This is a genomic window from Exiguobacterium sp. TNDT2 (assembly GCF_003331145.1).
In the GTDB taxonomy this organism is placed as follows: domain Bacteria; phylum Bacillota; class Bacilli; order Exiguobacteriales; family Exiguobacteriaceae; genus Exiguobacterium.
The window spans coordinates 110,598-136,775 of the sequence record NZ_QLVE01000004.1; the positions used below are offsets into that span (position 1 = coordinate 110,598).

At 55.3% G+C, this 26,178-nt stretch carries 22 protein-coding genes, 1 pseudogene and 1 riboswitch; of the genes and pseudogenes, 22 read left to right on the top strand and 1 reads right to left on the bottom strand.

The genetic code is table 11. From position 1 onward, the window contains the following. Positions 1 to 20: 20 nt before the first annotated feature. The 10 genes from DPV68_RS03810 (at position 21) to DPV68_RS03855 (ending at position 11,263) form a co-directional block, all read left to right on the top strand. Positions 21 to 926, top strand: coding sequence for an aspartate carbamoyltransferase catalytic subunit (locus DPV68_RS03810; RefSeq protein ID WP_114165492.1), 906 nt, complete (start codon positions 21 to 23; stop codon positions 924 to 926). Further along, positions 923 to 2,203 carry a dihydroorotase gene (locus DPV68_RS03815; protein ID WP_114165493.1) on the top strand — a complete coding sequence of 427 codons (1,281 nt, stop codon included), beginning with the start codon at positions 923 to 925 and terminating at the stop codon, positions 2,201 to 2,203. The genes DPV68_RS03810 and DPV68_RS03815 overlap by 4 nt, the downstream gene beginning before the upstream one ends. Then, the gene (locus DPV68_RS03820; protein ID WP_114165494.1) at positions 2,181 to 3,263 is read left to right on the top strand and encodes a carbamoyl phosphate synthase small subunit; all 1,083 of its coding nucleotides are present in this window, start codon (positions 2,181 to 2,183) and stop codon (positions 3,261 to 3,263) included. The genes DPV68_RS03815 and DPV68_RS03820 overlap by 23 nt, the downstream gene beginning before the upstream one ends. Position 3,264: 1 nt before the next feature. After that, complete coding sequence (gene carB, locus DPV68_RS03825) at positions 3,265 to 6,468, top strand: carbamoyl-phosphate synthase large subunit (RefSeq protein WP_114165495.1); 3,204 nt, start codon at positions 3,265 to 3,267, stop codon at positions 6,466 to 6,468. After that, a complete protein-coding gene (locus DPV68_RS03830; protein ID WP_114165496.1) occupies positions 6,465 to 7,184 on the top strand; it encodes a dihydroorotate dehydrogenase electron transfer subunit in 720 nt (239 codons plus the stop codon). Before carB ends, DPV68_RS03830 begins: the two co-directional genes overlap by 4 nt. Further along, positions 7,181 to 8,107: a dihydroorotate dehydrogenase gene (locus DPV68_RS03835; protein ID WP_114165497.1), complete on the top strand. Its 927-nt coding sequence runs from the start codon at positions 7,181 to 7,183 to the stop codon at positions 8,105 to 8,107. The genes DPV68_RS03830 and DPV68_RS03835 overlap by 4 nt, the downstream gene beginning before the upstream one ends. Further along, positions 8,082 to 8,786: an orotidine-5'-phosphate decarboxylase gene (pyrF, locus tag DPV68_RS03840; RefSeq protein ID WP_114165498.1), complete on the top strand. Its 705-nt coding sequence runs from the start codon at positions 8,082 to 8,084 to the stop codon at positions 8,784 to 8,786. Before DPV68_RS03835 ends, pyrF begins: the two co-directional genes overlap by 26 nt. Further along, complete coding sequence (pyrE, locus tag DPV68_RS03845; protein WP_114165499.1) at positions 8,770 to 9,396, top strand: orotate phosphoribosyltransferase; 627 nt, start codon at positions 8,770 to 8,772, stop codon at positions 9,394 to 9,396. The genes pyrF and pyrE overlap by 17 nt, the downstream gene beginning before the upstream one ends. A 119-nt stretch (positions 9,397 to 9,515) precedes the next feature. Next, complete coding sequence (locus DPV68_RS03850) at positions 9,516 to 10,331, top strand: hypothetical protein (RefSeq protein ID WP_232819487.1); 816 nt, start codon at positions 9,516 to 9,518, stop codon at positions 10,329 to 10,331. Then, positions 10,328 to 11,263: an FUSC family protein gene (locus DPV68_RS03855; protein ID WP_114165501.1), complete on the top strand. Its 936-nt coding sequence runs from the start codon at positions 10,328 to 10,330 to the stop codon at positions 11,261 to 11,263. The genes DPV68_RS03850 and DPV68_RS03855 overlap by 4 nt, the downstream gene beginning before the upstream one ends. A gap of 401 nt (positions 11,264 to 11,664) precedes the next feature. Here DPV68_RS03855 and DPV68_RS03860 read toward each other — a convergent pair whose 3' ends face one another. Then, the gene (locus DPV68_RS03860; RefSeq protein ID WP_114165502.1) at positions 11,665 to 13,353 is read right to left on the bottom strand and encodes an Rqc2 family fibronectin-binding protein; all 1,689 of its coding nucleotides are present in this window, start codon (positions 13,351 to 13,353) and stop codon (positions 11,665 to 11,667) included. Between the two features lie 131 nt (positions 13,354 to 13,484). Here DPV68_RS03860 and gmk point away from each other — a divergent pair, with 131 nt between their 5' ends. From gmk to rpe, 12 genes and pseudogenes are all read left to right on the top strand, one after another. After that, positions 13,485 to 14,132, top strand: a complete 648-nt coding sequence (gene gmk / locus DPV68_RS03865; protein WP_052090097.1) for a guanylate kinase — start codon at positions 13,485 to 13,487, stop codon at positions 14,130 to 14,132. Beyond that, positions 14,132 to 14,341: a DNA-directed RNA polymerase subunit omega gene (gene rpoZ, locus DPV68_RS03870; RefSeq protein WP_114165503.1), complete on the top strand. Its 210-nt coding sequence runs from the start codon at positions 14,132 to 14,134 to the stop codon at positions 14,339 to 14,341. The genes gmk and rpoZ overlap by 1 nt, the downstream gene beginning before the upstream one ends. A 59-nt stretch (positions 14,342 to 14,400) precedes the next feature. Next, a complete protein-coding gene (gene coaBC / locus DPV68_RS03875; RefSeq protein WP_114165504.1) occupies positions 14,401 to 15,591 on the top strand; it encodes a bifunctional phosphopantothenoylcysteine decarboxylase/phosphopantothenate--cysteine ligase CoaBC in 1,191 nt (396 codons plus the stop codon). Then, entirely contained in the window at positions 15,588 to 17,912 is a 2,325-nt protein-coding gene (priA, locus tag DPV68_RS03880) for a primosomal protein N' (RefSeq protein ID WP_114165505.1), read from the top strand. Before coaBC ends, priA begins: the two co-directional genes overlap by 4 nt. A gap of 11 nt (positions 17,913 to 17,923) precedes the next feature. Further along, positions 17,924 to 18,355 (top strand): annotated as a pseudogene (gene def / locus DPV68_RS15035) (peptide deformylase); the annotation flags it as partial. A 39-nt stretch (positions 18,356 to 18,394) separates the two neighbouring features. Beyond that, positions 18,395 to 19,309 (top strand): methionyl-tRNA formyltransferase, encoded by a 915-nt coding sequence (gene fmt / locus DPV68_RS03885; RefSeq protein WP_232819497.1) that lies wholly within the window; start codon positions 18,395 to 18,397, stop codon positions 19,307 to 19,309. Between the two features lies 1 nt (position 19,310). After that, positions 19,311 to 20,639 carry a 16S rRNA (cytosine(967)-C(5))-methyltransferase RsmB gene (gene rsmB / locus DPV68_RS03890; protein WP_114165507.1) on the top strand — a complete coding sequence of 443 codons (1,329 nt, stop codon included), beginning with the start codon at positions 19,311 to 19,313 and terminating at the stop codon, positions 20,637 to 20,639. A 2-nt stretch (positions 20,640 to 20,641) separates the two neighbouring features. Then, on the top strand, positions 20,642 to 21,727 hold the full coding sequence (rlmN, locus tag DPV68_RS03895) for a dual-specificity RNA methyltransferase RlmN (protein ID WP_034777130.1): 1,086 nt from the start codon (positions 20,642 to 20,644) through the stop codon (positions 21,725 to 21,727). Positions 21,728 to 21,735: 8 nt separating this feature from the next. Next, positions 21,736 to 22,470, top strand: a complete 735-nt coding sequence (locus tag DPV68_RS03900; protein ID WP_114165508.1) for a Stp1/IreP family PP2C-type Ser/Thr phosphatase — start codon at positions 21,736 to 21,738, stop codon at positions 22,468 to 22,470. A gap of 5 nt (positions 22,471 to 22,475) precedes the next feature. Then, positions 22,476 to 24,413: a Stk1 family PASTA domain-containing Ser/Thr kinase gene (pknB, locus tag DPV68_RS03905; RefSeq protein ID WP_114165509.1), complete on the top strand. Its 1,938-nt coding sequence runs from the start codon at positions 22,476 to 22,478 to the stop codon at positions 24,411 to 24,413. 44 nt (positions 24,414 to 24,457) lie between these two features. Next, positions 24,458 to 25,342, top strand: coding sequence for a ribosome small subunit-dependent GTPase A (gene rsgA, locus DPV68_RS03910; protein WP_114165510.1), 885 nt, complete (start codon positions 24,458 to 24,460; stop codon positions 25,340 to 25,342). A 1-nt stretch (position 25,343) separates the two neighbouring features. Beyond that, entirely contained in the window at positions 25,344 to 26,000 is a 657-nt protein-coding gene (rpe, locus tag DPV68_RS03915; RefSeq protein ID WP_114165511.1) for a ribulose-phosphate 3-epimerase, read from the top strand. Positions 26,001 to 26,019: 19 nt separating this feature from the next. Continuing rightward, positions 26,020 to 26,120, top strand: a riboswitch (TPP riboswitch). Positions 26,121 to 26,178: the final 58 nt, after the last annotated feature.

Consider the following 26,178-nt stretch of genomic DNA (forward strand, 5'->3'; position numbering starts at 1 on the left):
CATAAAAGGAGGAGACGAACATGAACATCATCAAACAACAACCGAAGCATTTTGTCAGCCTGGACACGCTCTCGCTCGACGAGATTATGGGCTTGATCGAGGAATCGCTACGTTATAAACAAGGGGACATGCCACCCTTGTTCGATGGGAAAACGGTTGCGAACTTGTTCTTTGAAAACTCGACGCGAACGAAAAATTCGTTTCAAATGGCCGAACGGCACTTGAATCTGCAGGAAATCCCGTTTGACGTGGCGACATCATCGGTGACGAAAGGTGAGACGCTGTACGACACGTGCAAGACGCTCGAAGCAATCGGGGTCGATGCCCTCGTCATCCGCCATCCGGAGTCGGGATACTATCACGAACTCGTCGAAACATTGAATATCCCGGTGTTGAACGGCGGGGACGGGAGCGGGGAACATCCGTCTCAGTCACTCCTCGACCTCGTCACAATCTTTGAAGAGTTCAAGACGTTTCAAGGGTTGAACGTCGCCATCTGCGGTGACCTCGTCCATAGCCGTGTCGCCCGCTCGAACGCCTCGGTGCTCAAGCGGCTTGGCGCGAACGTCGTCGGTTGCAGTCCCGCTTCCTGGTGGGACGAGTCGATGGGGCTCGAACATCGTGACCTCGATGATGTGTTAGCGGACTGTGACGTCGTCATGCTGCTCCGCGTCCAGCACGAACGCCACATCATGGGCGATATCTTCTCGAAGGAAGATTATCATGCGCGCTACGGGTTGACGCCCGAACGCGTCGACCGAATGAAAGGACGAGCGATCATCATGCATCCGGCACCGGTCAACCGTGACGTCGAGATTGCCGGCAGTTTGATTGAACATCCGCAATCGCGTATCTTTCCACAGATGACGAACGGCGTTTACGCCCGGATGGCCATTTTAAATCGAGCATTAGGGGGACAATTATGATACTTCAACACGCAACTTGGTATGACGGGAACAAAAAACGGACGACAAATCTATTGATCGAGGACGGCGAAATCCGCTCGGTCGACTATCACGGTACGACCGAAAACCATGACGTGATCGATGCGACAGGAAAGCTGCTCATTCCGGGGCTCGTCGATGTCCACGTCCACTTACGCGAACCGGGCGGGGAGAAGAAAGAGACGATCAAGACGGGCACCGAGGCGGCCGCGGCCGGCGGATTCACCACCATCTGTGCGATGCCGAACACGCGCCCCGTCCCAGACGACCGCGCGACGATGGACCAGCTGTTAGCTAAGATTGAGCAAGACGCAAGCGTGCGCGTCCTGCCATACGCCGCCATCACGAAACGACAGCTCGGCACCGAACAAGTTGACATGGCCTCGCTTACAGATGCGTTCGCGTTCACCGATGACGGCGTCGGCGTCCAATCGGCGGCGATGATGCGGGAAGCGATGCGAGAAGCGAAACGACTCGACAAGGCGGTCGTCGCCCACTGCGAGGACAATACGCTCAAGGCCGGTTCGGTCCACGAAGGACAGTTCAGTGAAGAACACGGCATCCAAGGCATCCCGAGCCTCGCCGAAAGCATCCATATCGCCCGTGACGTCTTGATCGCCGAAGAGACGGGCTGCCACTATCACGTCTGCCACGTCTCATCACGTCAATCGGTCCGCGTCATCCGTGACGCGAAACGAGCCGGCATCCGGGTGACGGCCGAAGTGACACCGCATCACCTCGTCCTCTGTGAAGACGATATCCCGGGCCTCGACCCGAACTTTAAAATGAATCCACCGCTCCGAAGCCGTGACGACCGTGAGGCGCTCCTCGAGGGTTTGTTCGATGGCACGATCGATATGATTGCGACCGACCATGCCCCGCACACGGCCGAGGAGAAGGCGGCCGGCATGGAACGAGCCCCGTTCGGCATCACCGGATTCGAGACAGCGTTCCCGCTCTTGTACACGACATTCGTCAAGACGGGGCAGATGGAAGAGGCGGCGCTCATCGACTGGATGACGAAACGTCCGAGCGACGTGTTCGGGTTGCCGTACGGTGTGATTGAAGTCGGCCGGGCGGCGGACCTCGCCCTCATCGACCCGGAGACGGAGCGGGTCGTCGATCCGACGACGTTCCGCTCGAAAGGGAAGAACACACCGTTTGCGGGGAAGAAACTAGTTGGCTGGCCGGTCATGACGATCGTGGCTGGAAAAATCGTATATAAGGGGAGATTCGATGAAACGAACATTATGGCTTGAGGACGGCACTTCATTTGTAGGCACAGCATTCGGCGCAGACGTCGAGACGATTGGGGAAGTCGTCTTTCAGACCGGGATGACCGGGTATCAGGAGATGTTGTCGGACCCATCGTACTGCGACCAGCTCATCGTGCTGACGAACCCGTTAATCGGCAACTATGGCGTCAACCGCGAAGATTTCGAGACGACCGTGCCGATGGCGAAAGGGCTCGTCGTCAAAGAAGTGTGCGATCTGCCTTCGAACTTCCGCTCGACCGCAACGCTTCATGATACGCTCAAACGCTTCAATATCCCAGGTCTAGCAGGGGTCGACACGCGAATGTTGACGCGTCATTTGCGCTCACGTGGCGTCATGCGCGGTGTCATGGTCGATGGGGAATCGACGTGGGACACGGTCCAACACCGCTTCGATGTTCTCCTGCCAACCAATCAAGTCGAGCGCGTCTCGACGAAGCAGGCGTATGTCAGCACGGGCCGCGGGCCGCGGGTCGCCCTCATCGACTTCGGTGCGAAGCTCGGCATCATGCGTGAACTCGTGAAGCGTGACTGTGAAGTCGTTGTCTTGCCGCACGACGTGACGGCCGAAGAAGTGATGCGCTATGAGCCGGACGGTGTCATGCTGTCAAATGGACCGGGGGACCCGAAAGACGTCCCGACGGCGCTGCCGCTCATCGAACGCCTCATGCCGGTGTTGCCGATTTTCGGAATTTGTCTCGGCCATCAGTTGATCGCACTCGCGAGCGGGGCCAATACGTTCAAACTCCCGTTCGGCCATCGCGGCGCCAACCATCCGGTGCTCGAACTTGAGACCGGCGTGGTGACGATCACATCCCAAAACCACGGCTACGCGGTCGATGAGGCATCACTCGCGACGACCGGACTCGTCGTCACGCATCGCGCCGTCAACGATGGCACGGTCGAAGGGGTGAAGCACTTGCATCATCCGACGTTCTCGGTTCAATACCATCCGGAAGCGGCACCGGGTCCATATGACGCCAACGACTTATTTGACCGCTTCATGCAACTCGTTCAAGAAAACAAGCAGAAAGTAGGAATGTGACATGCCAAAACGACCAGATATTCAGAAAATCCTTGTAATCGGATCCGGCCCGATCGTCATCGGACAGGCGGCAGAATTTGACTATGCTGGTACCCAGGCGTGTCTTGCCTTGAAAGAAGAAGGATACGAGGTCATCCTCGTCAACTCGAACCCGGCCACGATTATGACCGACCCGACGACGGCGGACCGCGTCTATATCGAACCGCTCGAACCGGAGTTCGTCGAACGGATTATCCGTCAAGAGCGACCAGACGCGCTCCTCGCCACACTCGGCGGGCAGACCGGCCTCAACTTGGCGATGGAACTCGATCGCCGCGGCGTACTTGAAGATTGCGGCGTCGAATTGCTCGGGACGAAATTATCGGCCATCGAACAGGCTGAGGACCGGGAACAGTTCCGCGACCTCATGTATAAACTCGGGCACGGGGTCCCGGAAAGCGAGATCGTGCAGTCACTCGAGTCGGCTTGGGGCTTTGCCGACCGAATCGGCTACCCGATCATCATCCGTCCGGCGTACACACTCGGAGGAACCGGTGGCGGGATCGCCCATGACCGGAATGAATTTGAGCAGTTCGTCGAATCGGGGCTGAAAGCGAGCCCGGTGACGCAAGTTTTGCTCGAAAAATCGATCGCTGGCATGAAAGAAGTCGAGTATGAAGTGATGCGCGATTCGAGCGACCAAGCAATCATCGTCTGTGCGATGGAAAACTTTGATCCGGTCGGGGTCCATACGGGCGACTCGATCGTCTTCGCACCGACCCAAACACTGTCTGACCGCGACTACCAGATGCTTCGCAGCGTCTCACTCGACATCATCCGCGCCCTCGGCATCGAAGGCGGATGCAACATCCAATTCGCCCTCGACCCGGACAGCTTCACGTATTACGTCATCGAGGTCAATCCGCGTGTTTCGCGCAGTTCGGCGCTCGCCTCGAAAGCGACGGGGTACCCGATTGCCAAGCTGGCTGCGAAAGTGGCGGTCGGATACAAGTTGTCAGAACTGAAGAACCCGGTAACGGAGACGAGTTACGCCTCGTTCGAACCGGCGCTCGACTATGTCGTCGCCAAAATCCCGCGCTTCGCCTTTGATAAGTTCGAGACGGCTGATCGCCGGCTCGGCACGCAGATGAAAGCGACCGGGGAAGTGATGGCGATCGGCCGTAACTTGGAAGAAGCACTCTTGAAGGCCGTCCGTTCGCTCGAACTCGGGACAGAAGACTTGGCTGTGCCACGTCTCGCGCAACTCAGCACCGCGGAGCTCGACCGCGAGCTGACGACACCGACGGATGAGCGGCTGTGGATGCTCTATGAGGCGCTCCGCCGCGGCTACTCGACAGAACAGTTGCATGTGCTGACAAAAATCGATCGTTTCTTCTTATCGAAACTCGCTCGGATTTGGCAACAAGAAGAGACGCTTCAGCATGAGCCGCTTTCGAAAGAACGCCTCATCGAGACGAAACGTCTCGGTTTCAGTGATAAGATGATCGCCCGAATCACGAATGAGACAGTGGAGACGGTGACATCGCTTCGGAACGACTGGGACATCTGCCCGGTGTACAAGATGGTCGACACGTGTGCGGCCGAGTTCGCTTCGGAGACACCATACTTTTACGGGACGTACGAAGTTGAAAACGAAGCCGTTAAGACGGACAAGCCGTCGATTCTCGTCCTCGGTTCGGGACCGATCCGGATCGGGCAAGGTGTCGAGTTCGACTACGCGACCGTCCACTCGATCCAGACGATTCGTGACGCAGGCTACGAAGCGATCATCATCAACAATAACCCGGAGACGGTGTCGACCGACTTCTCAATCTCTGACCGACTTTACTTCGAACCGCTCACGACCGAGGACGTGCTCGAAGTCATCCGTAACGAACAGCCGCTCGGCGTCATCGTCCAGTTCGGTGGCCAGACGGCGATCAACTTGGCGGCCTCGCTCGAAGCGGAAGGGGTCCAAATTTTAGGGACGTCGCTTGAAGATATCGACCGCGCTGAAGACCGGAAAGCGTTCGAAGCGACGCTCTCGGCCGAACGACTCGCCCAACCGCCGGGCAAGACGGCTGTCACGGTCGAAGAGGCCGTCGCTTGCGCCGATATGCTTGGCTATCCGGTACTCGTCCGTCCGTCATACGTGCTCGGCGGCCGGGCGATGGAAATCGTCTATGAGCGCTCGGAGCTCGAACGATATATGCGCCACGCCGTCGTCGCCTCGAAAGACCGTCCCGTCCTCATCGACCGCTACTTGACAGGCATCGAGATTGAAGTCGATGCCATCTGTGACGGGACAGACGTCTACATCCCGGGCATCATGGAACATATCGAACGGGCCGGGATCCACTCGGGCGACTCGATTGCCGTGTATCCGCCGCAACGATTGAGTGAGGCATTGAAAGAAAAAGTCGTCGACTACACGATCAAACTCGCCAAGGCGTTCCGGATCAAAGGGTTGCTCAATATCCAGTTCGTCTACGCGGACGATTTATACGTCATCGAGGTCAATCCGCGGGCGAGCCGGACCGTCCCATTCATCTCGAAAGTGACGGGCCTGCCGATCGCACGCATCGCCACGCAGACGATTCTCGGTAAGAGTTTGAAAGACCTGGGGCTTGGGACCGGACTGCATCCGGAAGCGGACGCGATTTCGGTCAAAGTGCCAGTGTTCAGTTTCGCGAAATTAAAAGAAGTCGATCCGTCGCTCGGGCCGGAGATGAAATCGACCGGTGAAGTCATGGCGACAGACCGCACGCTCGAAAAAGCACTGTATAAAGGACTCGTCGCCGCCGGCATGACGATTGCCTTGAAAGGGAACGTCCTATTGACGGTCGCCGACCAAGACAAGGAAGAGGCGCTCGATATCGCCCGCCGTTTCAACCGACTCGGATTCCGCCTGATGGCCACGTCCGGTACGGCGAAGGCGCTCTCAGCAGACGGCCTACCGGTCTATCCGGTCGGGAAGATTAATGAGTCTGGTGAGACGATGCTGAGCGTCATCGAACGAGGAGAAGTCGACATCGTCTTGAACACGACGACGCGTGACGCCCTCGCGACGAAAGACGGGTTCATCATCCGTCGGGCCGCGGCCGAACAAGGGGTGCTCTGTCTGACGTCGCTCGATACGGTCAAGGCGCTGCTCCAAGTCATCGAGAGCCTGTCGTTCCAAACAACGAGTTTGCCGGCGTTCACGACATTCGGGGTGACCGTATGAGACAACTCGCGACCATTTTATCGAACCGATTGATTGCGACCGCGACGATGGAGATGAAAGTCGAAATCGCACCGCAGGCCGTTGCGCCGGGGACGTTCTTCCACGTGAAGACGTCAGAGCTGTTGCGCCGGCCGCTCTCGGTCGCGAACGTCGAAGGCAACGTCGTCACGTTCCTGTATAAAGTGATCGGCAGCGGGACGGCAGATTTGGCCACTCGTCGGACGGGAGACGCCTTGGACATCCTCGGACCGCTCGGCAACGGCTTTCCGCTCGAACAGACGGGCAAGCGGGTCGTGCTCGTCGGTGGGGGCATCGGAGTGCCGCCGCTCTACTACACGCGGCGTCTGCTCGCCGCTCAAGGGATCGAGACGGTGGCGATTCTCGGATTTGATACGAAGACGAGCATCTTTTATGAAGACGCGTTCCGTGAATTTGGGAAGACGATTATCACGACGGTCGATGGGACGTATGGGGAAATGGGATTTGTGACCGGACCGCTCGCGCGGGTCGAGGCCGATGTATTGTTCAGCTGTGGGCCGGAACCGATGCTGAAAGCGGTCGCCGCGTCACAGATTGAAGAGCGTTATATCTCGATTGAGAATCGAATGGGGTGTGGCATCGGCGCTTGTTTCGCTTGCGTATGCGAAGCGCCAGGCGGCTACGTCAAAGTGTGCAGTGACGGACCGGTATTTCGGGCAGAAGAGGTGACGCTATGAGACTACACGTCGAGTTGCCAGGCTTACAGTTAAAAAATCCGATTATGCCGGCATCAGGCTGTTTCGGATTCGGGGAAGAGTTCGCCAAACTCTATGACTTATCGATGTTAGGCGGTATCATGATCAAGGCAGCGACAGGCGAGTCGCGGTTCGGCAACGGCACGCCGCGGGTCGCCGAGACGGCGCAAGGGATGCTGAACGCCATTGGCCTTCAAAACCCAGGTGTCGACGCCATCATCAAAGACAAGCTTCCGTTCCTGTCGGGATTTGATACCGAGATCATCGCCAACGTGGCCGGCTCGACGCCTGAAGAATACATCCATGTCGCACGCCAGATGAGTGCCGACCCGACCATTAAAGCGCTCGAGCTGAACATTTCCTGTCCGAACGTGAAGTGCGGCGGGATGCAGTTCGGGACCGATCCCGAGATGGCGGCCGAATTGACCCGACTCGTCAAAGCGGCGTCAACGAAACCGGTGTACGTCAAACTATCACCGAACGTCACATCGATTACGGCGATGGCCAAGGCGGTCGAAGCGGCCGGGGCCGATGGCATCACGATGATCAACACGCTCGTCGGGATGCGCATCGACGTCACGACTGGGCAGCCGATTCTCGCCAATCGAATCGGGGGCTTGTCTGGGCCAGCCGTCAAACCGGTCGCGATCCGCATGGTGTATGAAGTCGCCCAGGCCGTCGATATCCCGATTATCGGGATGGGCGGCGTGCGGACGGTGGACGACGTATTAGAGTTTATCTACGCAGGTGCCTCAGCGGTCGCGGTCGGAACGGCCAATTTTGAAAATCCTTACGTCTGTCAGGAAATCATCGAAGCGTTACCGGGACGACTTGACGAACTTGGCATCGATCACATTTTAGACATCAGGGGGAAAGCTTATGAACAGACTGTATCTCGCGCTTGATGTCGAGACGGGCGCCGACGCGTTCCGTCTATTGGAACAAATCAATCAGAAACCGGCCGTCAAAGTCGGGATGGAGCTGTTCTATCGGGAAGGGGGGCGTTTTGTCGAGCAACTCGTCGACAACGGATACCCCGTCTTTTTAGACGTCAAAGTCCATGACATCCCGGAGACGGCACGACGGACGCTCCGTCAAATCGGCCGCCTCGGCGTCGAGTTGACGAACGTCCATACGCTCGGCGGCGAGACGATGATGCGTTACGCCTTGGACGGCTTACGCGATGTGACTGATACGACGAAATTGATTGGGGTCACCCAGTTGACGTCGACCGATGAACGGATGCTCGCCGAGGAGTTACACATCGATGGCGGACTAGAACAAGCCGTCCTCCGACAAGCGGGCATGGCTGGACGGGCCGGACTCGACGGTGTCGTCGCGTCCGTGCATGAGGCCCGCGCGATTCGCCAAGCGCTCGGCTCGTCATTTTTGACCGTGACGCCCGGTATCCGCATGAACGAAACAGCGGACGACCAAGTCCGGATCGCCACACCGAAAGCGGCTCGTGACGCCGGCGTGTCGGCCATCGTCGTAGGTCGGCCGATCACCCAAGCCGTTGATCCGAACGCCGCTTACGAATACTATTTACAGGAATGGAGTCGAACTTATGAGACAAATCGCTGAAGCTTTACTACAAATCGAGGCCGTGACCCTGTCACCGGAAAACCCGTATACGTGGTCGAGCGGGATGAAGAGTCCGATTTATTGCGACAACCGTTTGACGCTCAGTTATCCTGACGTCCGAAATCTCATCATCGATACGCTCGTCGATGCGGTCCGTCCGCTCGATGCCGACGTCATCGCCGGGACAGCGACAGCGGGAATCCCCCATGCGACGCTTGTCGCCGACCGGCTCGGTTTGCCCCTCGTCTACGTCCGTTCGAGTGCGAAAAGACATGGGAAAGGGAATCGAATTGAAGGTCGGTTTGAACCGGGGGCCCGTGTCATCGTGATTGAAGACTTGTTGTCGACCGGCTCATCGAGCATCGAGGCCGCCAAAGCAATCCAGGAAGCGGGCGGGGAAGTGATCAAGATTCAAGCCATTTTCTCTTACAGTCTGAGCCAACTCGCCATCAATCTGTTGGACTCCGGCTTCACTGCGCACGCTCTGATTACACTATCGGATGTGCTCGACGTCGCCGTCAAAAAGCGAATCATCAGTAAAGAAGAAGCTGCCTCTTTACGTGACTGGCGAAACGATCCGACAGGTTGGAACGCACGTGTCACATCGTAATCTACCTTTCTAAGAATCCACCTCCGGGCGGATTCTTTTTCTATTCGGTACATGACATACTGAACGTGTTAGAATAGGGAAAGCAATCAATAAAGGAGAAGTGTATGGCGTATTCTAGAATGAAGGGAAAATCCTTGAAAGCTCGCTTTCAAGCCATCCCAAAACATCGTAAACTTGCGTTCGGACTCGTCCTCACCGTCTTGCCCCTCATCTTTTTCTTGAATTTATTCATATTCAGTCACGTGTTGGCACTCGGGGACACGTACGAGGACCGCTATCAAATGAAGAAACTTCGACTCGAGACAGCGCATGGCAACGTCGAATTTGTTCGGAGCACGAATGAGAAGGTTCAGATTGACGTGTTGCAGACGAACTCAAAAGAGCGTCGCATCAAAGTCAAGTCGGTCGGCGACACAATCTCGGTCGTCGAGCGGTACGGCCAGCTGAGTCAATTCGGCAGCCGGGCGAGCGATGAGCCGTCCCGTTATAAGATTCGCGTCGCCTTGCCGAGTTCGATGACGTCAATCGATGTCGAGGCCGAGCAAGTGACGGGACAAGGACTGATTGCCAAGACAATCATCTTGGAGGCGAACGCTGTCAATGTAAAGAAACTTGAAAGTGATCGACTTCGTGTCGAGACGCGGAGTGATGCGACACTAGAAACCGTCCGTGTCGTCACGGGAGATATCCGCTCCTATCGGAATGCGACCGTGAGCGACATCGTCGTCAATCAAAGCTTGACGGTTCAGACCGAGGCAGGTACGCTCGCCTACGAGCCGCGGAACGCGACCGGACAAGTGAACGTCACGACGACGGGCAATGTGACGGCGTCCAAGCGGTTCAAGGAAATCGGGGGCGGCGTGTATCATCTGTCGAACTCGAACCGGCCGAATATTGAACTCATTTCCGAGACAGGAAAGGTCGAACTGAAATGATCAACAAACGTTACATCCCAAAAGTCGGGCTCCGGACATTGAAAACGGGGATTGCCGTCGCCATCACGATCGCCTTGTCGTGGTACGTGTTCGGTATTTATTCAGGCATGGGGGCCATCGCGGCCGTCGTCGCGATGCAACCGACCGTGAAGCGCTCATCGAACATCGTTTTTAGCCGCATCTTCGGGACGATTGTCGGGCTCATGTGCGGTCTTTTGATTGTCTACGCGTTCGGGGTCAACCCGATTTCAATCGGACTCGCCGTCATCGTCGCGCTCACGCTCAACACAACATTCGATAAGACGCACATGTCTACGTACGCGGCGTTCGCAATCGTGCTCATGCTTGAAAACCCGACAACTGACTTCTTCCATTATGCCTGGACCCGTTCGTTGTTGACGGCCGTCGGTGTGTTCGTCTCGCTCGGTGTCAACTATGCATTCCTTCCGCCTCGTTATGAAGAGCGATTGCTCAGTGAAATTCGAAAGACATCGACCTACATGTTCCATCATTGGCGCGAACTCGTCGGGTCCCCGTCAGAATTACTTGAGACGCGGGCCCGCATCCTCGGGCATCAGGAGCTGCACATGATGCTCCAAGAAGATATGAAAATGACAAACGTGAAATTGAAGCATTTGACAATCAAGCAATACCGTCTATTGATTCACCTTGAGGACAAACTCGTCTTGTTGCTCGAGAGTCTCGCCGAACACCGCGAGGCACTCTTATTGATGGGTGAGGAAGAACGCCGGGCGTTCGAATCCGAGTTTTTATACCTCCTCGCGCATCATCACGACATCCTCTACACATGTGACAAGCCGTATTCGCTGTTCACATTGCCACACGAAGATTTATCCGTTTCTGAAATCTTACATGGGCACTTGCTCGACTATCATGAACAGCTCGAAGCGTTCAAACACAACCCGAAATAAAGTAAGGCCCCGTCGCGATGACGGGGCCTTTACTTGTTGTCAATGTAAGTGGACATGTCATATTTACACATGCCTTTGCCGGCACCCTCCGTTCCTGGGGCGATGCGGATGCCTCCGCAGTGCGTGCCGCACTTTACGGGGTCATCCTTGCATCGCTATCCCCTAGGAGTTCGGGTGCCGGCCTTGGCATGTGTCTGCTCGCCTGTCGATCAGACGTGTACCAATCCTTTCGTTCGTCCGCCGGCGCCCCGACTCCTGCAGGAAAGCAACCCAACGGAGACCCAGCAGCGACATTGAGTCGCGATGCGGCTCCGGGGTTGCCTGCGGAAAGCGTGGGCGCCGAGAGGACGAGTGACCATGGACTAACAAGAAAAGACCACGTCACATGACGTGGCCTGAACTCATTGCTGGAGTGATTTGACGAGTCGCTCATCCGGCGTGACGTACACCGTCTGCTGATCCGTATAGATGACGAATCCAGGTTTGGCGCCGCTCGGCTTTTTTACGTAGCGCGCTTTCGTGTAATCGACCGGCACACCGCTCGAGGCACGGGCTTTCGAGAAGTAGGCCGCGACGGTCGCCGCTTCGAGGAGCGTCGTCTCGTCCGGCTCGCTCGAACGGATGATGACGTGAGATCCAGGAATGTCTTTCACATGAAGCCAAATCTCATCGCGACGGGCGAACTTGAACGTCAAGTAGTCGTTTTGCGTATTGTTCTTCCCGACAAAAAACTCCGTCCCGGTCGACGACGTATATGCTTCGAGCGAAATTTTCTTCGTTTGTTTTTTCTTCTGACTCCGTTGTTTCATGTAGCCGCCTTCGGCCAACTCTTCTCGAATCTCGACGATATCGGCCGGTGAGGCGACATCGAGCTGGGCGACGAGCGTCTCTAAATACTCAATCTCGGCGTCGTTCAATTCGATTTGTTTCTGCACTTCGACTTTGGCGACTTTCAACTTGTTGTATTTCTTGTAGTATGCTTGCGCATTCTCATTCGGCGTCTTGAGCGGGTTGAGCGGGATATCGATCATCCCGCCTTCCTCGTCGTAATAATCGACGACGTGGGCGACGGTCATGCCTTTCTCAAGTTGGAACAAGTACGTCGTCAACAGCTCCCCATATTTTTGAAGCTCGTCGGACCGTTCCGTCGCCTTCAAGTCGTCGAGCAGTCGTTTGCGCTTCAACAGGTTTTTCTCGAGCTCGGATTTGAGCAGACGCTCGACGTCGTGGGCTTGTTGTTTGACGCGATCGCGGTTCGCTTTTTCATAGAAGAAACGGTCGAGCACGTCTTTGCTCGTCTCATAGCGCTCTTCAGAGGTGATTTCACCGGACGTGAGCACGATCGGACTGAAGCGCTCTTTGCCCGACGCGAGCTGTTGGAAGACGTAAGGGCCTTCGAGGTCGCTCATGACGCTCTCGAACGCCTCTTCGATGCTCGCCCGGTTCGGGAGTTTGGCCCGATGGACGATTTCTTGTGCGATTTGCGGGCTGAGCCCGGCGAAATTGGCCACGAGTTGCTTGTCGAGTTTTCCGACGTTCCAGTCGATGCGTTTCAAACCGGCTTCTCGCTCCGTCAACGGATCACACTTGTCTTGGGCCGGTGGCAACAAGTAATCGCTGCCCGGCATGATCGTCCGGTACGTGTTCTGTGACGGCGGGAGATGCTTGATGGCGTCTAAAATCTTACCGTCCTCGTTCGTCAAGACGACGTTCGAGTGCCGTCCCATCAGTTCGATATACACTTTCTTATTATCTTCGTCGCCGAGCTCGTTTCGTGAACGGATCGACAGGACGATGACACGGTCACGGCCGACTTGTTCGATTGCCGTGATGAAGCCGCCTTCGATATGTTTTCTGAGCATCATACAAAACATCGGCGGTTCTTGCGGGTTCTTCGTCGGGTTGTCGGTCAGTTGGAGCCGTGCGTACATCGCGTTCGCCGAAACGAGCAATTGGACGCTTTGGCGGTTCGAGCGGATTTGAATCATCAAGTCGAGGGAATACGGTTGGTGCACGCGATTGATGCGCCCTCCAACGAGCGCTTGTAATTCTGTTACAACACGATATGTCATTAATCCATCATATGCCACTAGTCTCATCACCTTTGTTCTTTTTCTGTCTCTACGTTATCAGATTCACGGAAAATATGGTACGATGAAGTAGGAAATCCGAACTTCTTCTTGCCGGAACAATTGATTGACTGCTATTATAATTAAATGTGATGTTAGAAGATGGAGGTCTTGCAGTGAATTTTAAAGAACGAGGATTATTAATCGTCTTGTCTGGCCCGAGCGGCGTCGGAAAAGGGACAGTGTGCCGCGTGCTCCGTGAGGAAGAGGACAACAACCTTCAATATTCGGTCTCAGCAACGACCCGGAAACCGCGTGAAGGGGAAGTAGAAGGCGTGCATTACTTCTTTAAGACGAGAGAACAATTTGAAGACATGATCGAGCATGATCAATTGCTCGAACACGCTGAATTTGTCGGCAATTATTATGGGACACCGGTCGAATGGGTTCGTGAGACACTGGAGAGCGGAAGAGACGTCATCCTCGAGATTGAAGTCCAAGGTGCGTTCCAAGTGAAAGAGCGTTTCCCGGAAGCGGTCTTTTTATTCTTGGCTCCGCCAAGCTTGCAAGAACTACGCAACCGCTTAGTCGGTCGAGGCACGGAATCGGAAGACGTGATCAAGCAACGCTTGCTCGTCGCCCGGGAAGAAATTGAATTGATGGATGCATACGATTACGTCGTTACGAATGATGAAGTGGACAAAGCGATCGACCGTATCAAAGCGATCGTGACGGCCGAGCATTGTAAACGTGAACGTGTCGCGTCTCTCTATAAAAAAGCCATGATGGAGGTCATTTAATGTTATACCCTTCGATTGATGCCTTACAACGTATCATCCCGTCGAAATACACGATCGTAACGGTTGCCGCGAAGCGAGCCCGCCAAATCCAGGACGGAAAAGCACCGAAAGTCGCCGCGCCAAAATCGTATAAGCCGGTCGGTCAAGCGCTAGAAGAATTGTATTCGGGTGACACGACAATCATCGCGAACGAAAAAAACAACGGATGAATTGTGACCCAAGTCGGATACGACTTGGGTCTCATTGTCTATAAGGGGGAGAAATGTGAATGTTGAACGATCGGAATATCTTGCTTTGTGTGAGCGGCGGGATCGCGGCGTATAAGGCGTGCGCGCTCACGTCAAAACTCGTCCAGGCCGGTGCGAACGTGCACGTGGCGATGACCGCCTCAGCCGAGGAGTTCGTCGGGAAAGCGACGTTTCAGGCGCTCAGTCGCAATGCGGTACACACCGACGTGTTCGAGGAACACGACCCGACCAAAATCGCCCACATCGACGTCGTCGACACGAGTGATTTGATCGTCGTCGCACCGGCCACGGCGAACATGATCGCGAAACTCGCGGCCGGTATTGCCGACGACTTCATCACGACCTCGATTTTAGCGGCGAAATGCCCGGTCATCGTCTCACCGGCGATGAACGTCAATATGCTCGAACATCCGGCCACGCGCCGCAACATCGAGACGCTCAAAACGTTCGGTTATCAAATCATCGAACCGGGCGTCGGCAATCTCGCGTGCGGTTGGATCGGCGGGGGTCGTTTGCCGGAACCGGAAGACATCGTCCGGATTATCGAGAGCCAATTCGTCCCGAAACTTCTGCTCGGGAAGCAAGTGTTGATCACGGCGGGGCCGACGGTCGAACGCATCGACCCGGTCCGGTTCCTATCGAACGACTCGTCAGGCAAGATGGGCGTCGCGCTCGCCGAGGCGGCCCGCGACATGGGAGCCTACGTCACACTCGTCCACGGTCCACTGCAAGTACCGGTACCGGATGGAGTAACCGCCATCGCCGTCGAATCCGGGACGGAGATGCTCGAGACGGTGCTCGCGCGCTTCGATGACCAAGACCTCGTCATCAAATCGGCCGCCGTCGCCGACTATCGCCCAAAGACGGTCCATAGCGAGAAACATAAAAAAGTGCACGGGCCGTTGACAATCGAACTCGAAGAGACGACCGATATCTTGAAGATGCTCGGGGAGAAGAAAACGCATCAGCTCCTCGTCGGCTTTGCGGCCGAGACGGAGAACCTCGAGCAACACGCCCGCGACAAAATCGCCCGCAAGCGGGTCGACTATCTCGTGGCCAATGATGTGTCGCAACCGGATATCGGCTTCCGCTCTGACGACAACGAGGTCATGTTGTTTCGGGCGGACGGTGCTCACGTCCGCTTACCACGACAGAGCAAACGTGAACTCGCCGTCGAGTTGCTCACCCATTTTAAGGAAGATTTGCGATGATCGCCCATGTCCATGTCGACGCACCCGTCATCACGATCGACCGTCCGTTCGATTATGAGGTCCCGTCCCAGTTCGAGACGTTAATCGAACCGGGCATGCGTGTCTCGGTCCCGTTCGGCTCACGACGCCTGCTCGGAATCGTGACCGGTGTCTCGGAAGGGACACGCGAAGGCTTGAAGCCACTTGAAGCATTATTAGATGAAGAATCATCTCTGACGGACGAGTTGCTCGACTTATCGACCCACGTGAAAGAGACGACGCTCTGCTTCCGGTCGTCGGCACTCCTCGCGATGCTGCCGGCAGCGTTGAAGGTGAGTTATGACAAAGAGATTAAAGGTGAGACGCTTCCAGACGGTGTTCGGGCCGGCACCCATCTTTCCGAGTACCCAAAAGAAACGCAGTCCGTCATCTTGGCGCTCGCCAAAAAAGGGGACATTTTGCTCGCGCCGGTGTTAAAAGAAAAACGGACGGTCAAGACGGACCTCGTCATCGAGCTCATCGACGCGACGCTCATCCCGGCCCGTGCGAAGAAACAACAAGAAGCGATTCAGTTGCTGCAAGACGTACCGCGCATGTATTGGTCGTCGTTACGTCAAATCGGATTATCGCGCGCGCAACTGCAAAAGATGGAGTTGCTCGGTGCCGTCAACGTGACCGAGGTCGAACTGAACCGCGATCCATACGCCATGATTGAACAAGTCATCGAGACTGTCGAACTGAACGAAAGTCAAGCGACGGCCGTCCATGCCATCTACGACGCCAAAGCCGGGGAGACGTTGCTCTTGCACGGTGTCACCGGTAGCGGGAAGACCGAGGTCTATCTCGAAGCGATCGGTCAAGTCGTCGACGATGGCAAACAGGCGATTTTGCTTGTCCCAGAAATCTCGCTCACGCCGATGATGGTGAAACGGTTCAAACGCCGTTTCGGCGACCGGGTCGCCGTGCTCCATAGCGCCTTGTCGCAAGGCGAGAAATACGATGAATGGCGGAAAATCAAACGACGAGAAGTCGACGTCGTCGTCGGGGCCCGCTCGGCCATCTTCGCACCGCTCGAAAACATTGGCCTTATCATCTTAGATGAAGAGCATGAGACGACGTACAAGCAAGAAGAGAACCCGCGCTATCATGCGCGTGACGTCGCGATTTGGCGAGCGCATTACCATGAGTGTCCGGTCGTGCTCGGAAGTGCGACCCCGTCTCTCGAGTCTTACGCCCGCGCCCAAAAAGGTGTCTACCGTTATCTGCAACTCAGCGAACGGTACGGCGGCGAGATGCCGCCGGTGCATATTATCGATATGCGACGCGAACTCGCCAAAGGGAATACGACGATGTTTTCAGAAGATTTATTTGTCGCTATCAACGACCGCATCGCCAAAAAAGAACAGTGTGTCATCTTGCTCAACCGTCGTGGCTTCACGACGTTCGTCATGTGCCGCGACTGCGGGGAAGGACTCACTTGCCCGCACTGCGCCGTCAACTTGACATATCACCAACACGGCGACCGGCTCAAATGCCACTACTGCGGCTACGAGATTGGGATGCCGTCGAAGTGCCCGACGTGTGACAGCAAGAAAATCAAACAGTTCGGCACCGGCACGCAAAAGATTGAGACCGAGCTGTTGAACCGCATCCCCGAGGCGCGAATCATCCGAATGGACCAAGACACGACGTCCCGAAAAGGGTCGCACGAGCAACTGTTGAAACGCTTCGAGGATGGAGAGGCTGACATTTTGCTCGGCACTCAAATGATCGCCAAAGGACTCGATTTCCCGAACGTCACACTCGTCGGCGTGCTCGCAGCGGATGCGACACTCGGCATGCCCGATTTCCGGGCGACCGAGCGCACGTTCCAACTCGTGACCCAAGTCGCCGGTCGTGCCGGGCGAGGCATTCTGCCTGGTGAGGCGTACGTGCAGACGTACAACCCGGACCATTATGTCATCGAGACGGCGAGTGAACACGATTATGAATCGTTTTACGCCCGGGAGATGCAGCTGCGCCAAGTCGGCAATCATCCTCCGTATTGGTACGTCACACTTGTCACGTTCGCGGCGGAAAGTCCGCTCGTCGCCCAAGCCGAGGCCGAGCTGTTCGCTTCTGATTTTGTCGAGGCGCATGTGGCGCAGTCACGGCTGAACGGCCCGATGCCGGCGCCGCTGTCGAAACTAAAGAACTTGTACCGCTATCAGTTGTTCATCAAGACGAAACACCCTGAAGCGCTATATCCGGTCCTCGCCGCGTTGCAACAGGCACGCGCGAAGGCGATCAGTAAAAAAGAATATCAATTGAGTATCGACGTAAACCCATACGTATTCATGTGAGGTGGAACCAAATGTATAAAGTAGTAGAGATTCCAAATGAGATTTTACGGGTCACGTGTGATCCGGTGACGAAATTTGATAAAAAGTTGCGTCAGACGGTCGATCGACTGTTCGACACGATGTACGAATATGACGGCGTCGGCGTTGCCGCCCCGCAAGTCAACTTGAACCAACGGCTCGCCGTCGTCCATACAGATGATGAGACCGGTCCGCTCGTATTGATCAATCCAGAGATCATCGAGACGTCGGGAAGCGAGGTCGGTCTTGAAGGGTGCTTGAGTATCCCGGGAGAGTTCGGATTCGTCGAACGGCATGAGACGATCGTCGTCAAGACGCAAGACATGAAGGGCCGCTACCAACAAGTGAAGGCGAGCGGTTTCTTCGCCCGGGCAATTCAACATGAGATCGATCATCTCGACGGGGTGTTGTTCACGGACAAACTCGCCGTGCCGGAAAAAGGGACGGATCAACGCATCGTCTTCATGGGCACTCCGACGTTTGCCGTATCCGTACTTGAGCGCTTGCTCGAAGAAGGATACAATGTCGTAGGTGTCGTCTCGCAACCGGACAAGCCGGTCGGACGAAAACGCGAACTGAAACCGACGCCGGTGAAAGAGAGTGCATTGCGCCACAACATCCCGGTGTTACAGCCTGAAAAGGTGCGGACCGATTACGCGGACATCTTGGCACTCAAACCGGACTTGATCGTGACGGCAGCGTACGGTCAAATCGTTCCGACCGAACTGTTAGAAGCGCCGAAACATGGAGCCATCAACGTCCATGCCTCACTATTGCCGAAACATCGGGGTGGTGCTCCAATCCATCAAGCCATCCTCGACGGAGACAAAGAGACGGGCGTCACGATCATGTACATGGTCGATAAGCTCGATGCCGGCGATATGATTGCCAACACGGTCGTACCAATCGAAGAATTGGACACGGTCGGTACGTTGTTCGACAAGCTCGCGGTCGCAGGGTCTGACTTGTTAATCAAGACGCTTCCTGCCTTCCTTGCTGGTTGGATTGAAGCCGTGCCGCAGGATGAGCGTGACGTCACGTTCGCACCGAACATCAGCCGGGAGCGGGAACAGATTGACTGGACCATTTCCGGCACAGACATTTATAACCATATCAGAGGGATGAATCCGTTCCCGACTGCGTATACGACGATTGCGGGTGAACGGGTCAAACTGTTCTTCGGGTCGAAGACGACAGGGACGGGTGAACCGGGAACGATTGTGCGGCTTGAAGAGGATGGATTTGTCGTCGCGACAGGCGACGCGGTCGCCATTAAAGTGATCGATTTGCAACCATCTGGTAAAAAACGAATGGATGGGGCCACGTTCATGCGTGGGGCCGGTCAAAAGTTACAAGTCGGCGATCGATTAGGAGGATAATATGAACGTACGAGTTGCAGCGCTTGATACGCTAATCAAAATCGAACAAGGCGGCGCCTATTCGACGATTGCGGTCAACGACCTATTGAAACAAAAAAAATTAGCGACGAAAGACGTCGGCCTCTACACGGAGCTCGTCTACGGGACGCTCGGCCGGAAACGGACGCTCGATTATATTTTAGAGAAGCGGGTCCAAAACCCGAAAAAATTGGACAAATTTGTCTTGCCGCTCTTGCGGATGAGCGTCTATCAACTGTTTTATCTCGACAAGATCCCGGATCGGGCCGTGTTGCATGAAGCGGTTGAAATCGCGAAAAAACGGGGCCATTCCGGGACAGGCAAGTTCGTCAATGGCGTTTTGCGCAACGTCATCCGGGACGGGTACCCAGATTTGAGCACGTTGCCGGACGCTGAACGGATTGCCATCGAACATAGCCATCCTGATTGGCTCGTTGCCGAATGGGTGGAGACGTATGGTGTCGAAGCGACCGAGGCGATGTGTAAATTAAACAATGAGCCGGCTCCGGTCACAGTGCGGGTCAACCGCCAGCGCGTCACGGTCGAAGAGATGATTGAGCGGCTCGCCGAAGTCGATGTCGTCGCGACACGTTCCGAGCTGTCAGCGGACGGTCTCGTCATCGAGTCCGGAAACGTGCACACGACAGCGTTCATCGATATGGGCTTGTTGTCGATTCAAGATGAGAGCTCGATGATCGTCGCCGATGCGCTTCAAGCCGGGAAAATGGAACGCGTGCTCGATGCGTGTGCCGCACCGGGTGGAAAAGCGATGCATACGGCCGAACGGATGGACGGCGGAACGCTCGTCGCGCTCGACTTGCACCCGCATAAAGCGAAGTTGATTGAACGTCAAGCGAAGCGTCTGCATATCGATGGAGTGACCGCACTTGCCCTCGATGCCCGCCAGGCTGGGGATCAATTCGAACCGGAAAGCTTCGATCGAATCTTACTCGACGTCCCATGCTCGGGACTCGGTGTCATCCGTCGCAAGCCCGATATCAAATGGACGAAGGACAAATCTGCCCTTGCCGGACTCCCGAAAGTCCAACGTGAAATCATCGACGCCGTCTTGCCACTCCTCAAACGAGGTGGTACGCTAGTGTACTCGACATGTACAATCGACCCGACTGAGAATGAACAGCAGGCTGATTACATTTTGTCGAATGGACTGACGTGGGATGAGACACTCCAGGACCGTCTTCCCCAAGTATTGCGTCCGATGGTGTCATCGGACCGAGCTGAACTCAAATTACTCCCGACGTCGTTCGGGACGGACGGTTTCTATATCGCCGCATTTAAGAAAGAGGTATAAACATGAATCCAAAAGCAGTTGAAAAAAATCCATTGGTCGGTGCCAAGCCTTCCCTCTATTCCCTCACGTATTCAGAGCTCGAACAGTGGCTCATCGAGGCAGGAGAAAAATCGTTCCGCGCGAAACAGTTATATGACTGGATGTACGTCAAGCGTGTGACGTCGTTCGACGATATGACGAACGTCTCGAAACCGCTCCGTGAGAAGTTGGACGCGGCGTTCCAATTGACGACGTTGAAAGAACTCGTTCGTCAAGAGTCACAAGACGGCACGATCAAGTTTTTGTTTGAACTTCAAGACGGTTACTCGATCGAGACGGTGCTCATGCGCCATGAGTACGGCAACTCGGTCTGTGTCACGACGCAAGTCGGCTGCCGCATCGGTTGCACGTTCTGTGCCTCGACGCTCGGCGGTTTAAAACGTAATTTAGAAGCCGGCGAAATCACGGCGCAAGTGCTCGACGTGCAGCGCGCCCTCGATGCGAGCGGAGAGCGAGTCGACTCGATCGTCGTCATGGGGATCGGCGAACCGTTTGACAATTACGATGAATTGATGCGTTTCTTGCGCACCGTCAACCATGATGACGGCTTGAACATCGGTTCACGCCACATCACCGTGTCAACGAGTGGGATTGTGCCGAAAATCTACAAGTTTGCTGACGAAGGGATGCGTATCAACTTCGCCATCTCGCTTCATGCGCCGACGACAGAGATTCGGACGCGTCTCATGCCGATCAACCGTGCCTACAACTTGGACAAGTTGATGGAAGCGGTCAATTACTATACAGAGAAAAGCGGTCGCCGCATCACGTTCGAATACGGTTTATTCGGCGGGGTCAACGACACGGAAGAACACGCGCATCAACTCGCTGACTTGTTGAAAGGCGTCAAATGTCACGTCAACTTGATTCCAGTCAACCACGTGCTCGAGCGCGACTACGTCCGCACACCACGTAAACAAATTTTTGCCTTTGAAAAAGTGCTCAAAGATCGAAAAGTGAACGTGACGATTCGTCGCGAACAAGGTTCGGATATCGATGCGGCTTGTGGGCAGCTTCGAGCGAAGGAGCGCGAACAAGAAACGAGGTAATCAGGAAGATGGAATTAGCATACCGAACCGACCGGGGCCAAGTGAGAGCGCAGAACGAGGACGCCGTCTTGATTTTAGGGGACGAACGTGCCGGAATCGCACTCGTGGCCGATGGTATGGGAGGGCATGAAGCCGGGGAAGTCGCGAGTCAGCTCGTCATTGAGCAGTTTCGTCGTGCTTTCCCCACGCTTCCGGCCTCACCGATGGAAATGGAGAATTGGTTTCGAGACAATGTTGAACTGGCCAATGAGCAAGTGCTTGATTTCTCGAAGCAAGCGAACCTGCTCATGATGGGGACGACAATCGCCGGCGTCTGCTGGCATGACGAGACAATCGTGATCGTCCATGTCGGAGATAGCCGTGTGTATGCCTTGCGTGACAATAAACTTCAACAGTTGACGGAGGATCATTCTTACGTCAATGTGTTGAAGCAACTCGGGGAGTTGACTGAAGAAGAGATGCGTGTTCATCCGAAACGTAATATCATCACCCGAGCAATCGGCTCGAAAGAGCATGTCGAACCTGATCTGCAAGTATTTGCCGAACCCGAGTTTGACACGATTTTAATCTGTACGGACGGCTTGACGACGCATTTGACCGATGACGAGATCAAGCAAGTCTTGGAACGTCCCGTCTCGGCTGACGTCAAGGCAAATCAATTGATTGATCGAGCCAACCGTTTGGGGGGGAGTGACAATATCACTGTCGCCCTCGTCCAGTTCACAGAGAGAAAGAGAGGATGAATCCGATGCGAAGTGGAGAACGAATCAACGATCGTTATCGGATCGAACAGCAAATCGGCAGCGGCGGCATGGCAAATGTCTACCGGGCTCACGATGAGATTTTAAACCGAACCGTCGCCATCAAGGTGTTGCGATCTGAATTCTCGCACAATGAACAATTTATACGCCGGTTTGAGCGTGAAGCCCATGCGGCAACAAGTCTGAACCATCCAAATATTGTGGCCATTTATGACGTCGGGGATGAACGCGACATCTATTACATCGTCATGGAACATGTCGATGGGATGACGCTGAAACAATATTTACAAGAAGAGTACATATCTGTCGACGAGGCGCTCCGCATCATGGGACAGATATGTGATGCGATCGACCACGCTCATGCGAATCGAATCATTCACCGGGACATCAAACCGCAAAACATGATGATCGACCAAAGCGGTAACGTCAAAGTGACGGATTTTGGGATTGCGGTGGCCATGTCGAACGCGACGCTTACCCATACGATGTCGGTCCTCGGATCGGTCCACTACTTTTCTCCCGAGCAGGCACGCGGGAAGTTCGCCGATGAGAAGTCAGATATTTACTCGCTCGGCACGGTGCTCTATGAACTTGTGACCGGCCGCGTGCCGTTCATCGGCGAGACGCCGGTCGCCGTCGCGTTGCAGCATCTGCAAGACGACCCGATTCGACCGATGGATTTGAACCCGAACATCCCGCAAGCGCTTGAAAACTGTATCATGCAGGCGCTCGCGAAGTCACCGGGCGCGCGTCATGCCTCGGTCGCCGCGTTCAAAAAGGATTGCATGACGGCACTTGATTCAGAACGTGCGAATGAACCGAAGCGTTCGAATGAGGAGCAAGATGCGTTTGATCAGACGCTCGTCATGGCGCCGCTCGTACAAGATGACCCAATTGCTAAAGAGACACCCGAGCAACCGGTTGCAGTAACTGAACCTGTGAAAGACAAACCGAAACGGAAGAAGAAGTGGTGGCTTTGGATTTTGCTTGCGCTCCTGTTGATTGGTGGCGGGATCGGAGCCTACGTCATCGCTGACGAAATGTCCCGAGCCGTCGTCCCGGACGTCGTCGGCATGACGAGCGACGAGGCGACGACCGAACTTGAGGCGGTAGGTTTTGTCGTCGAGACGACCGAGCGAATGAGTGACAACATTCTCGTCGGCAATGTCATCTCGCAGACGCCACAAGCCGGACGAAAGCCGAAGCGCGGGACGACCGTGACGATTGTCGTCTCGGCCGGAAAAGAGACGGTCGAGATGCCGGACGTTGAAGGGTTGTCCCAATCTGCAGCCGAACGGACGCTCAAAGACCTCGATTTCACGGATATCGAGATTCAATCGGAGGCGTCTGAGACGGTCGATAGCGGGGATGTCATCTCTCAATCGATTACTCCAGGCGATGAGGTCGTCCCCTCTGAAGAGACGGTGACCCTTGTCGTCTCAACAGGAAGCAATAAAATCGAACTCGCCAATTTGGCTGGGTATACGTTCGAAGAAGCGACGACGTACGCCGAACAGAATAGCTTAAAAATCGTCAAACGGGACGAGTATTCAACGAGCGTGCCTGCGAACCAAATTATCCGTCAACTCCCGACGGCCGGGACGGCAGTCGACCCGGGGACGGAATTGACCGTTATCGTGTCGCAAGGTGTCGAACCGACTGACGTGTCGATTGAGCGTGAAGTCAACGTCGAAATCGAGCCGCCCGCTGAAGGCGAAGAGCCCGTGGCGCTCGAAGTCGTCATTCGGACGGTCGACGCACGTGGCGAAATTGAAGTGTTGCGTGATAAGATAACGGAGACGACGACGTATTCGTATACACTTGTCATCGCACCGGACGAAGTCGGAACCGCGACGATTGAAGTCGATGGTGAAATCGTTCGTACGGATACGGTGACCTACGCACAAGCAAAAGATTCACAATGAAGAGGTGGCGTGCGCGTCACCTCTTTTTCTAAGGAGGGAATGGAATGAAAGGTACGATCATTCGATTACAAGGCGGCTTTTATGACGTCATGACGGAAGAGAAGCAAGAGATCCGTTGTCGCGCCCGCGGCAATTTCCGCAACCGTAACATCTCGCCTGTCGTGGGCGATGATGTCGATATCCAAGACCAAGGGGACGGCACCGGTTATATATTGGCCGTCGACGAGCGTTCAAACCATCTCGTCCGTCCGCCGATCGCCAATATCGATCAAGCGTTCTTGCTGTTCTCGGTCAAGGAACCGGCGTTCTCGTTCCATCTGCTCGACCGTTTCCTCGTCTTGATCGAATCGAAGCAAGTCCATCCGATTATCGTCTTGACGAAGATGGATCTGTTGATGGAGTCGGAACGGAAAACGATTCACGAAGCAGCAACTTTATACCGCTCGATCGGCTATGAGGTCATCGAGACGTCGATCGAAGACGGATCGGGGATTGAACAAATTCGCGGTTCGTTCAAAGAGAAGACGAGCGTATTCGCCGGACAGACTGGGGTCGGCAAGAGTTCGCTCTTGAACGCGGTCGCGCCGGAACTAGAACTCGCGACCGGAAAGATCTCGAAGTCGCTAGGCCGTGGCAAGCACACGACGCGTCACGTCACGCTCATCACGCTCGCTGACGGGCTCGTCGCTGACACGCCAGGCTTCTCGAGCCTTGAGTTCCCGGAAGAACTTGAAGTCGAGGAGATGCGCTGGTGTTTCCCTGAGTTCGTCGAGCGCCATGACGACTGCAAATTCCGCGGGTGTGCCCATTTGAATGAGCCGGGCTGTGCCGTCAAAGCGGCCGTCGAGGCGGGAGAAATCGCTTCCACCCGTTATGAGAATTATGTTACGTTTATGGCAGAGTTAAACGATAGACAACGGAGGTACTGACATGATTAAAATTGCACCATCGATTTTAGCAGCGGACTTCGCCAACCTAGAGGCAGAAGTGAAGGCGGTCCAAGAGGCCGGCGCGGATTACATCCATTTTGACGTCATGGACGGTCAATTCGTCCCGAACATCTCGATTGGGCTCCCGGTGCTCGCGAGTTTACGAAACAAGTCGGACATGGTACTCGACGTCCATTTGATGATCGACCAGCCCGAACGGTTCGTCGAAGATTTCATCAAGGCCGGGGCGGACATCGTCACCGTCCACGTCGAAGCGACGAACCACTTGCACCGCGTGTTGCAACAAATCAAAGCGGCCGGCGCCAAGTGTGGTGTCGTGCTCAACCCGCACACGCCGCTCTCATCGATTGAACACGTGCTCGGTGACGTCGATATGGTCCTCCTCATGACGGTGAACCCTGGCTTTGGGGGTCAGAAGTTCATCGAATCGGTCGTGCCGAAAATCGCGGCACTGAACGAGATGCGCCAAGCGCGCCGTCTCGACTTTGAGATCGAGATTGACGGCGGTGTCAACACAGAGACGGCGAAATTATGCATCGATGCCGGGGCTGATGTGCTCGTGGCCGGGTCGGCCATCTATAACGAGCCGAGCTATAAAGACGCAATCGATGGCATTCGTCACGCATCTCGTGTATAATCGTTCATAGAACAACAAATATTGTCGCAAGGGGTGTCACATTCTGTGGCTGAGAGGCATACGCTAACCCTTTGAACCTGTTCCGTTCACACGGACGTAGGGATGTGGCGAAAATGCACGTTGCTACTCGATAGCAGCATGGCGTTTACGTCATGCTGCTTTTTGTCGTTCGCTCATA

What these genes read in the sequence shown, in the direction of transcription:
- DPV68_RS03810 (WP_114165492.1), top strand. Translation starts at nt 21, where the DNA reads ATGAACATCATCAAACAACAACCGAAGCATTTTGTCAGCCTGGACACG.
- DPV68_RS03815 (WP_114165493.1), top strand. Translation starts at nt 923, where the DNA reads ATGATACTTCAACACGCAACTTGGTATGACGGGAACAAAAAACGGACG.
- DPV68_RS03820 (WP_114165494.1), top strand. Translation starts at nt 2,181, where the DNA reads ATGAAACGAACATTATGGCTTGAGGACGGCACTTCATTTGTAGGCACA.
- carB (WP_114165495.1), top strand. Translation starts at nt 3,265, where the DNA reads ATGCCAAAACGACCAGATATTCAGAAAATCCTTGTAATCGGATCCGGC.
- DPV68_RS03830 (WP_114165496.1), top strand. Translation starts at nt 6,465, where the DNA reads ATGAGACAACTCGCGACCATTTTATCGAACCGATTGATTGCGACCGCG.
- DPV68_RS03835 (WP_114165497.1), top strand. Translation starts at nt 7,181, where the DNA reads ATGAGACTACACGTCGAGTTGCCAGGCTTACAGTTAAAAAATCCGATT.
- pyrF (WP_114165498.1), top strand. Translation starts at nt 8,082, where the DNA reads ATGAACAGACTGTATCTCGCGCTTGATGTCGAGACGGGCGCCGACGCG.
- pyrE (WP_114165499.1), top strand. Translation starts at nt 8,770, where the DNA reads ATGAGACAAATCGCTGAAGCTTTACTACAAATCGAGGCCGTGACCCTG.
- DPV68_RS03850 (WP_232819487.1), top strand. Translation starts at nt 9,516, where the DNA reads ATGAAGGGAAAATCCTTGAAAGCTCGCTTTCAAGCCATCCCAAAACAT.
- DPV68_RS03855 (WP_114165501.1), top strand. Translation starts at nt 10,328, where the DNA reads ATGATCAACAAACGTTACATCCCAAAAGTCGGGCTCCGGACATTGAAA.
- gmk (WP_052090097.1), top strand. Translation starts at nt 13,485, where the DNA reads ATGTTAGAAGATGGAGGTCTTGCAGTGAATTTTAAAGAACGAGGATTA.
- rpoZ (WP_114165503.1), top strand. Translation starts at nt 14,132, where the DNA reads ATGTTATACCCTTCGATTGATGCCTTACAACGTATCATCCCGTCGAAA.
- coaBC (WP_114165504.1), top strand. Translation starts at nt 14,401, where the DNA reads ATGTTGAACGATCGGAATATCTTGCTTTGTGTGAGCGGCGGGATCGCG.
- priA (WP_114165505.1), top strand. Translation starts at nt 15,588, where the DNA reads ATGATCGCCCATGTCCATGTCGACGCACCCGTCATCACGATCGACCGT.
- fmt (WP_232819497.1), top strand. Translation starts at nt 18,395, where the DNA reads ATGGGCACTCCGACGTTTGCCGTATCCGTACTTGAGCGCTTGCTCGAA.
- rsmB (WP_114165507.1), top strand. Translation starts at nt 19,311, where the DNA reads ATGAACGTACGAGTTGCAGCGCTTGATACGCTAATCAAAATCGAACAA.
- rlmN (WP_034777130.1), top strand. Translation starts at nt 20,642, where the DNA reads ATGAATCCAAAAGCAGTTGAAAAAAATCCATTGGTCGGTGCCAAGCCT.
- DPV68_RS03900 (WP_114165508.1), top strand. Translation starts at nt 21,736, where the DNA reads ATGGAATTAGCATACCGAACCGACCGGGGCCAAGTGAGAGCGCAGAAC.
- pknB (WP_114165509.1), top strand. Translation starts at nt 22,476, where the DNA reads ATGCGAAGTGGAGAACGAATCAACGATCGTTATCGGATCGAACAGCAA.
- rsgA (WP_114165510.1), top strand. Translation starts at nt 24,458, where the DNA reads ATGAAAGGTACGATCATTCGATTACAAGGCGGCTTTTATGACGTCATG.
- rpe (WP_114165511.1), top strand. Translation starts at nt 25,344, where the DNA reads ATGATTAAAATTGCACCATCGATTTTAGCAGCGGACTTCGCCAACCTA.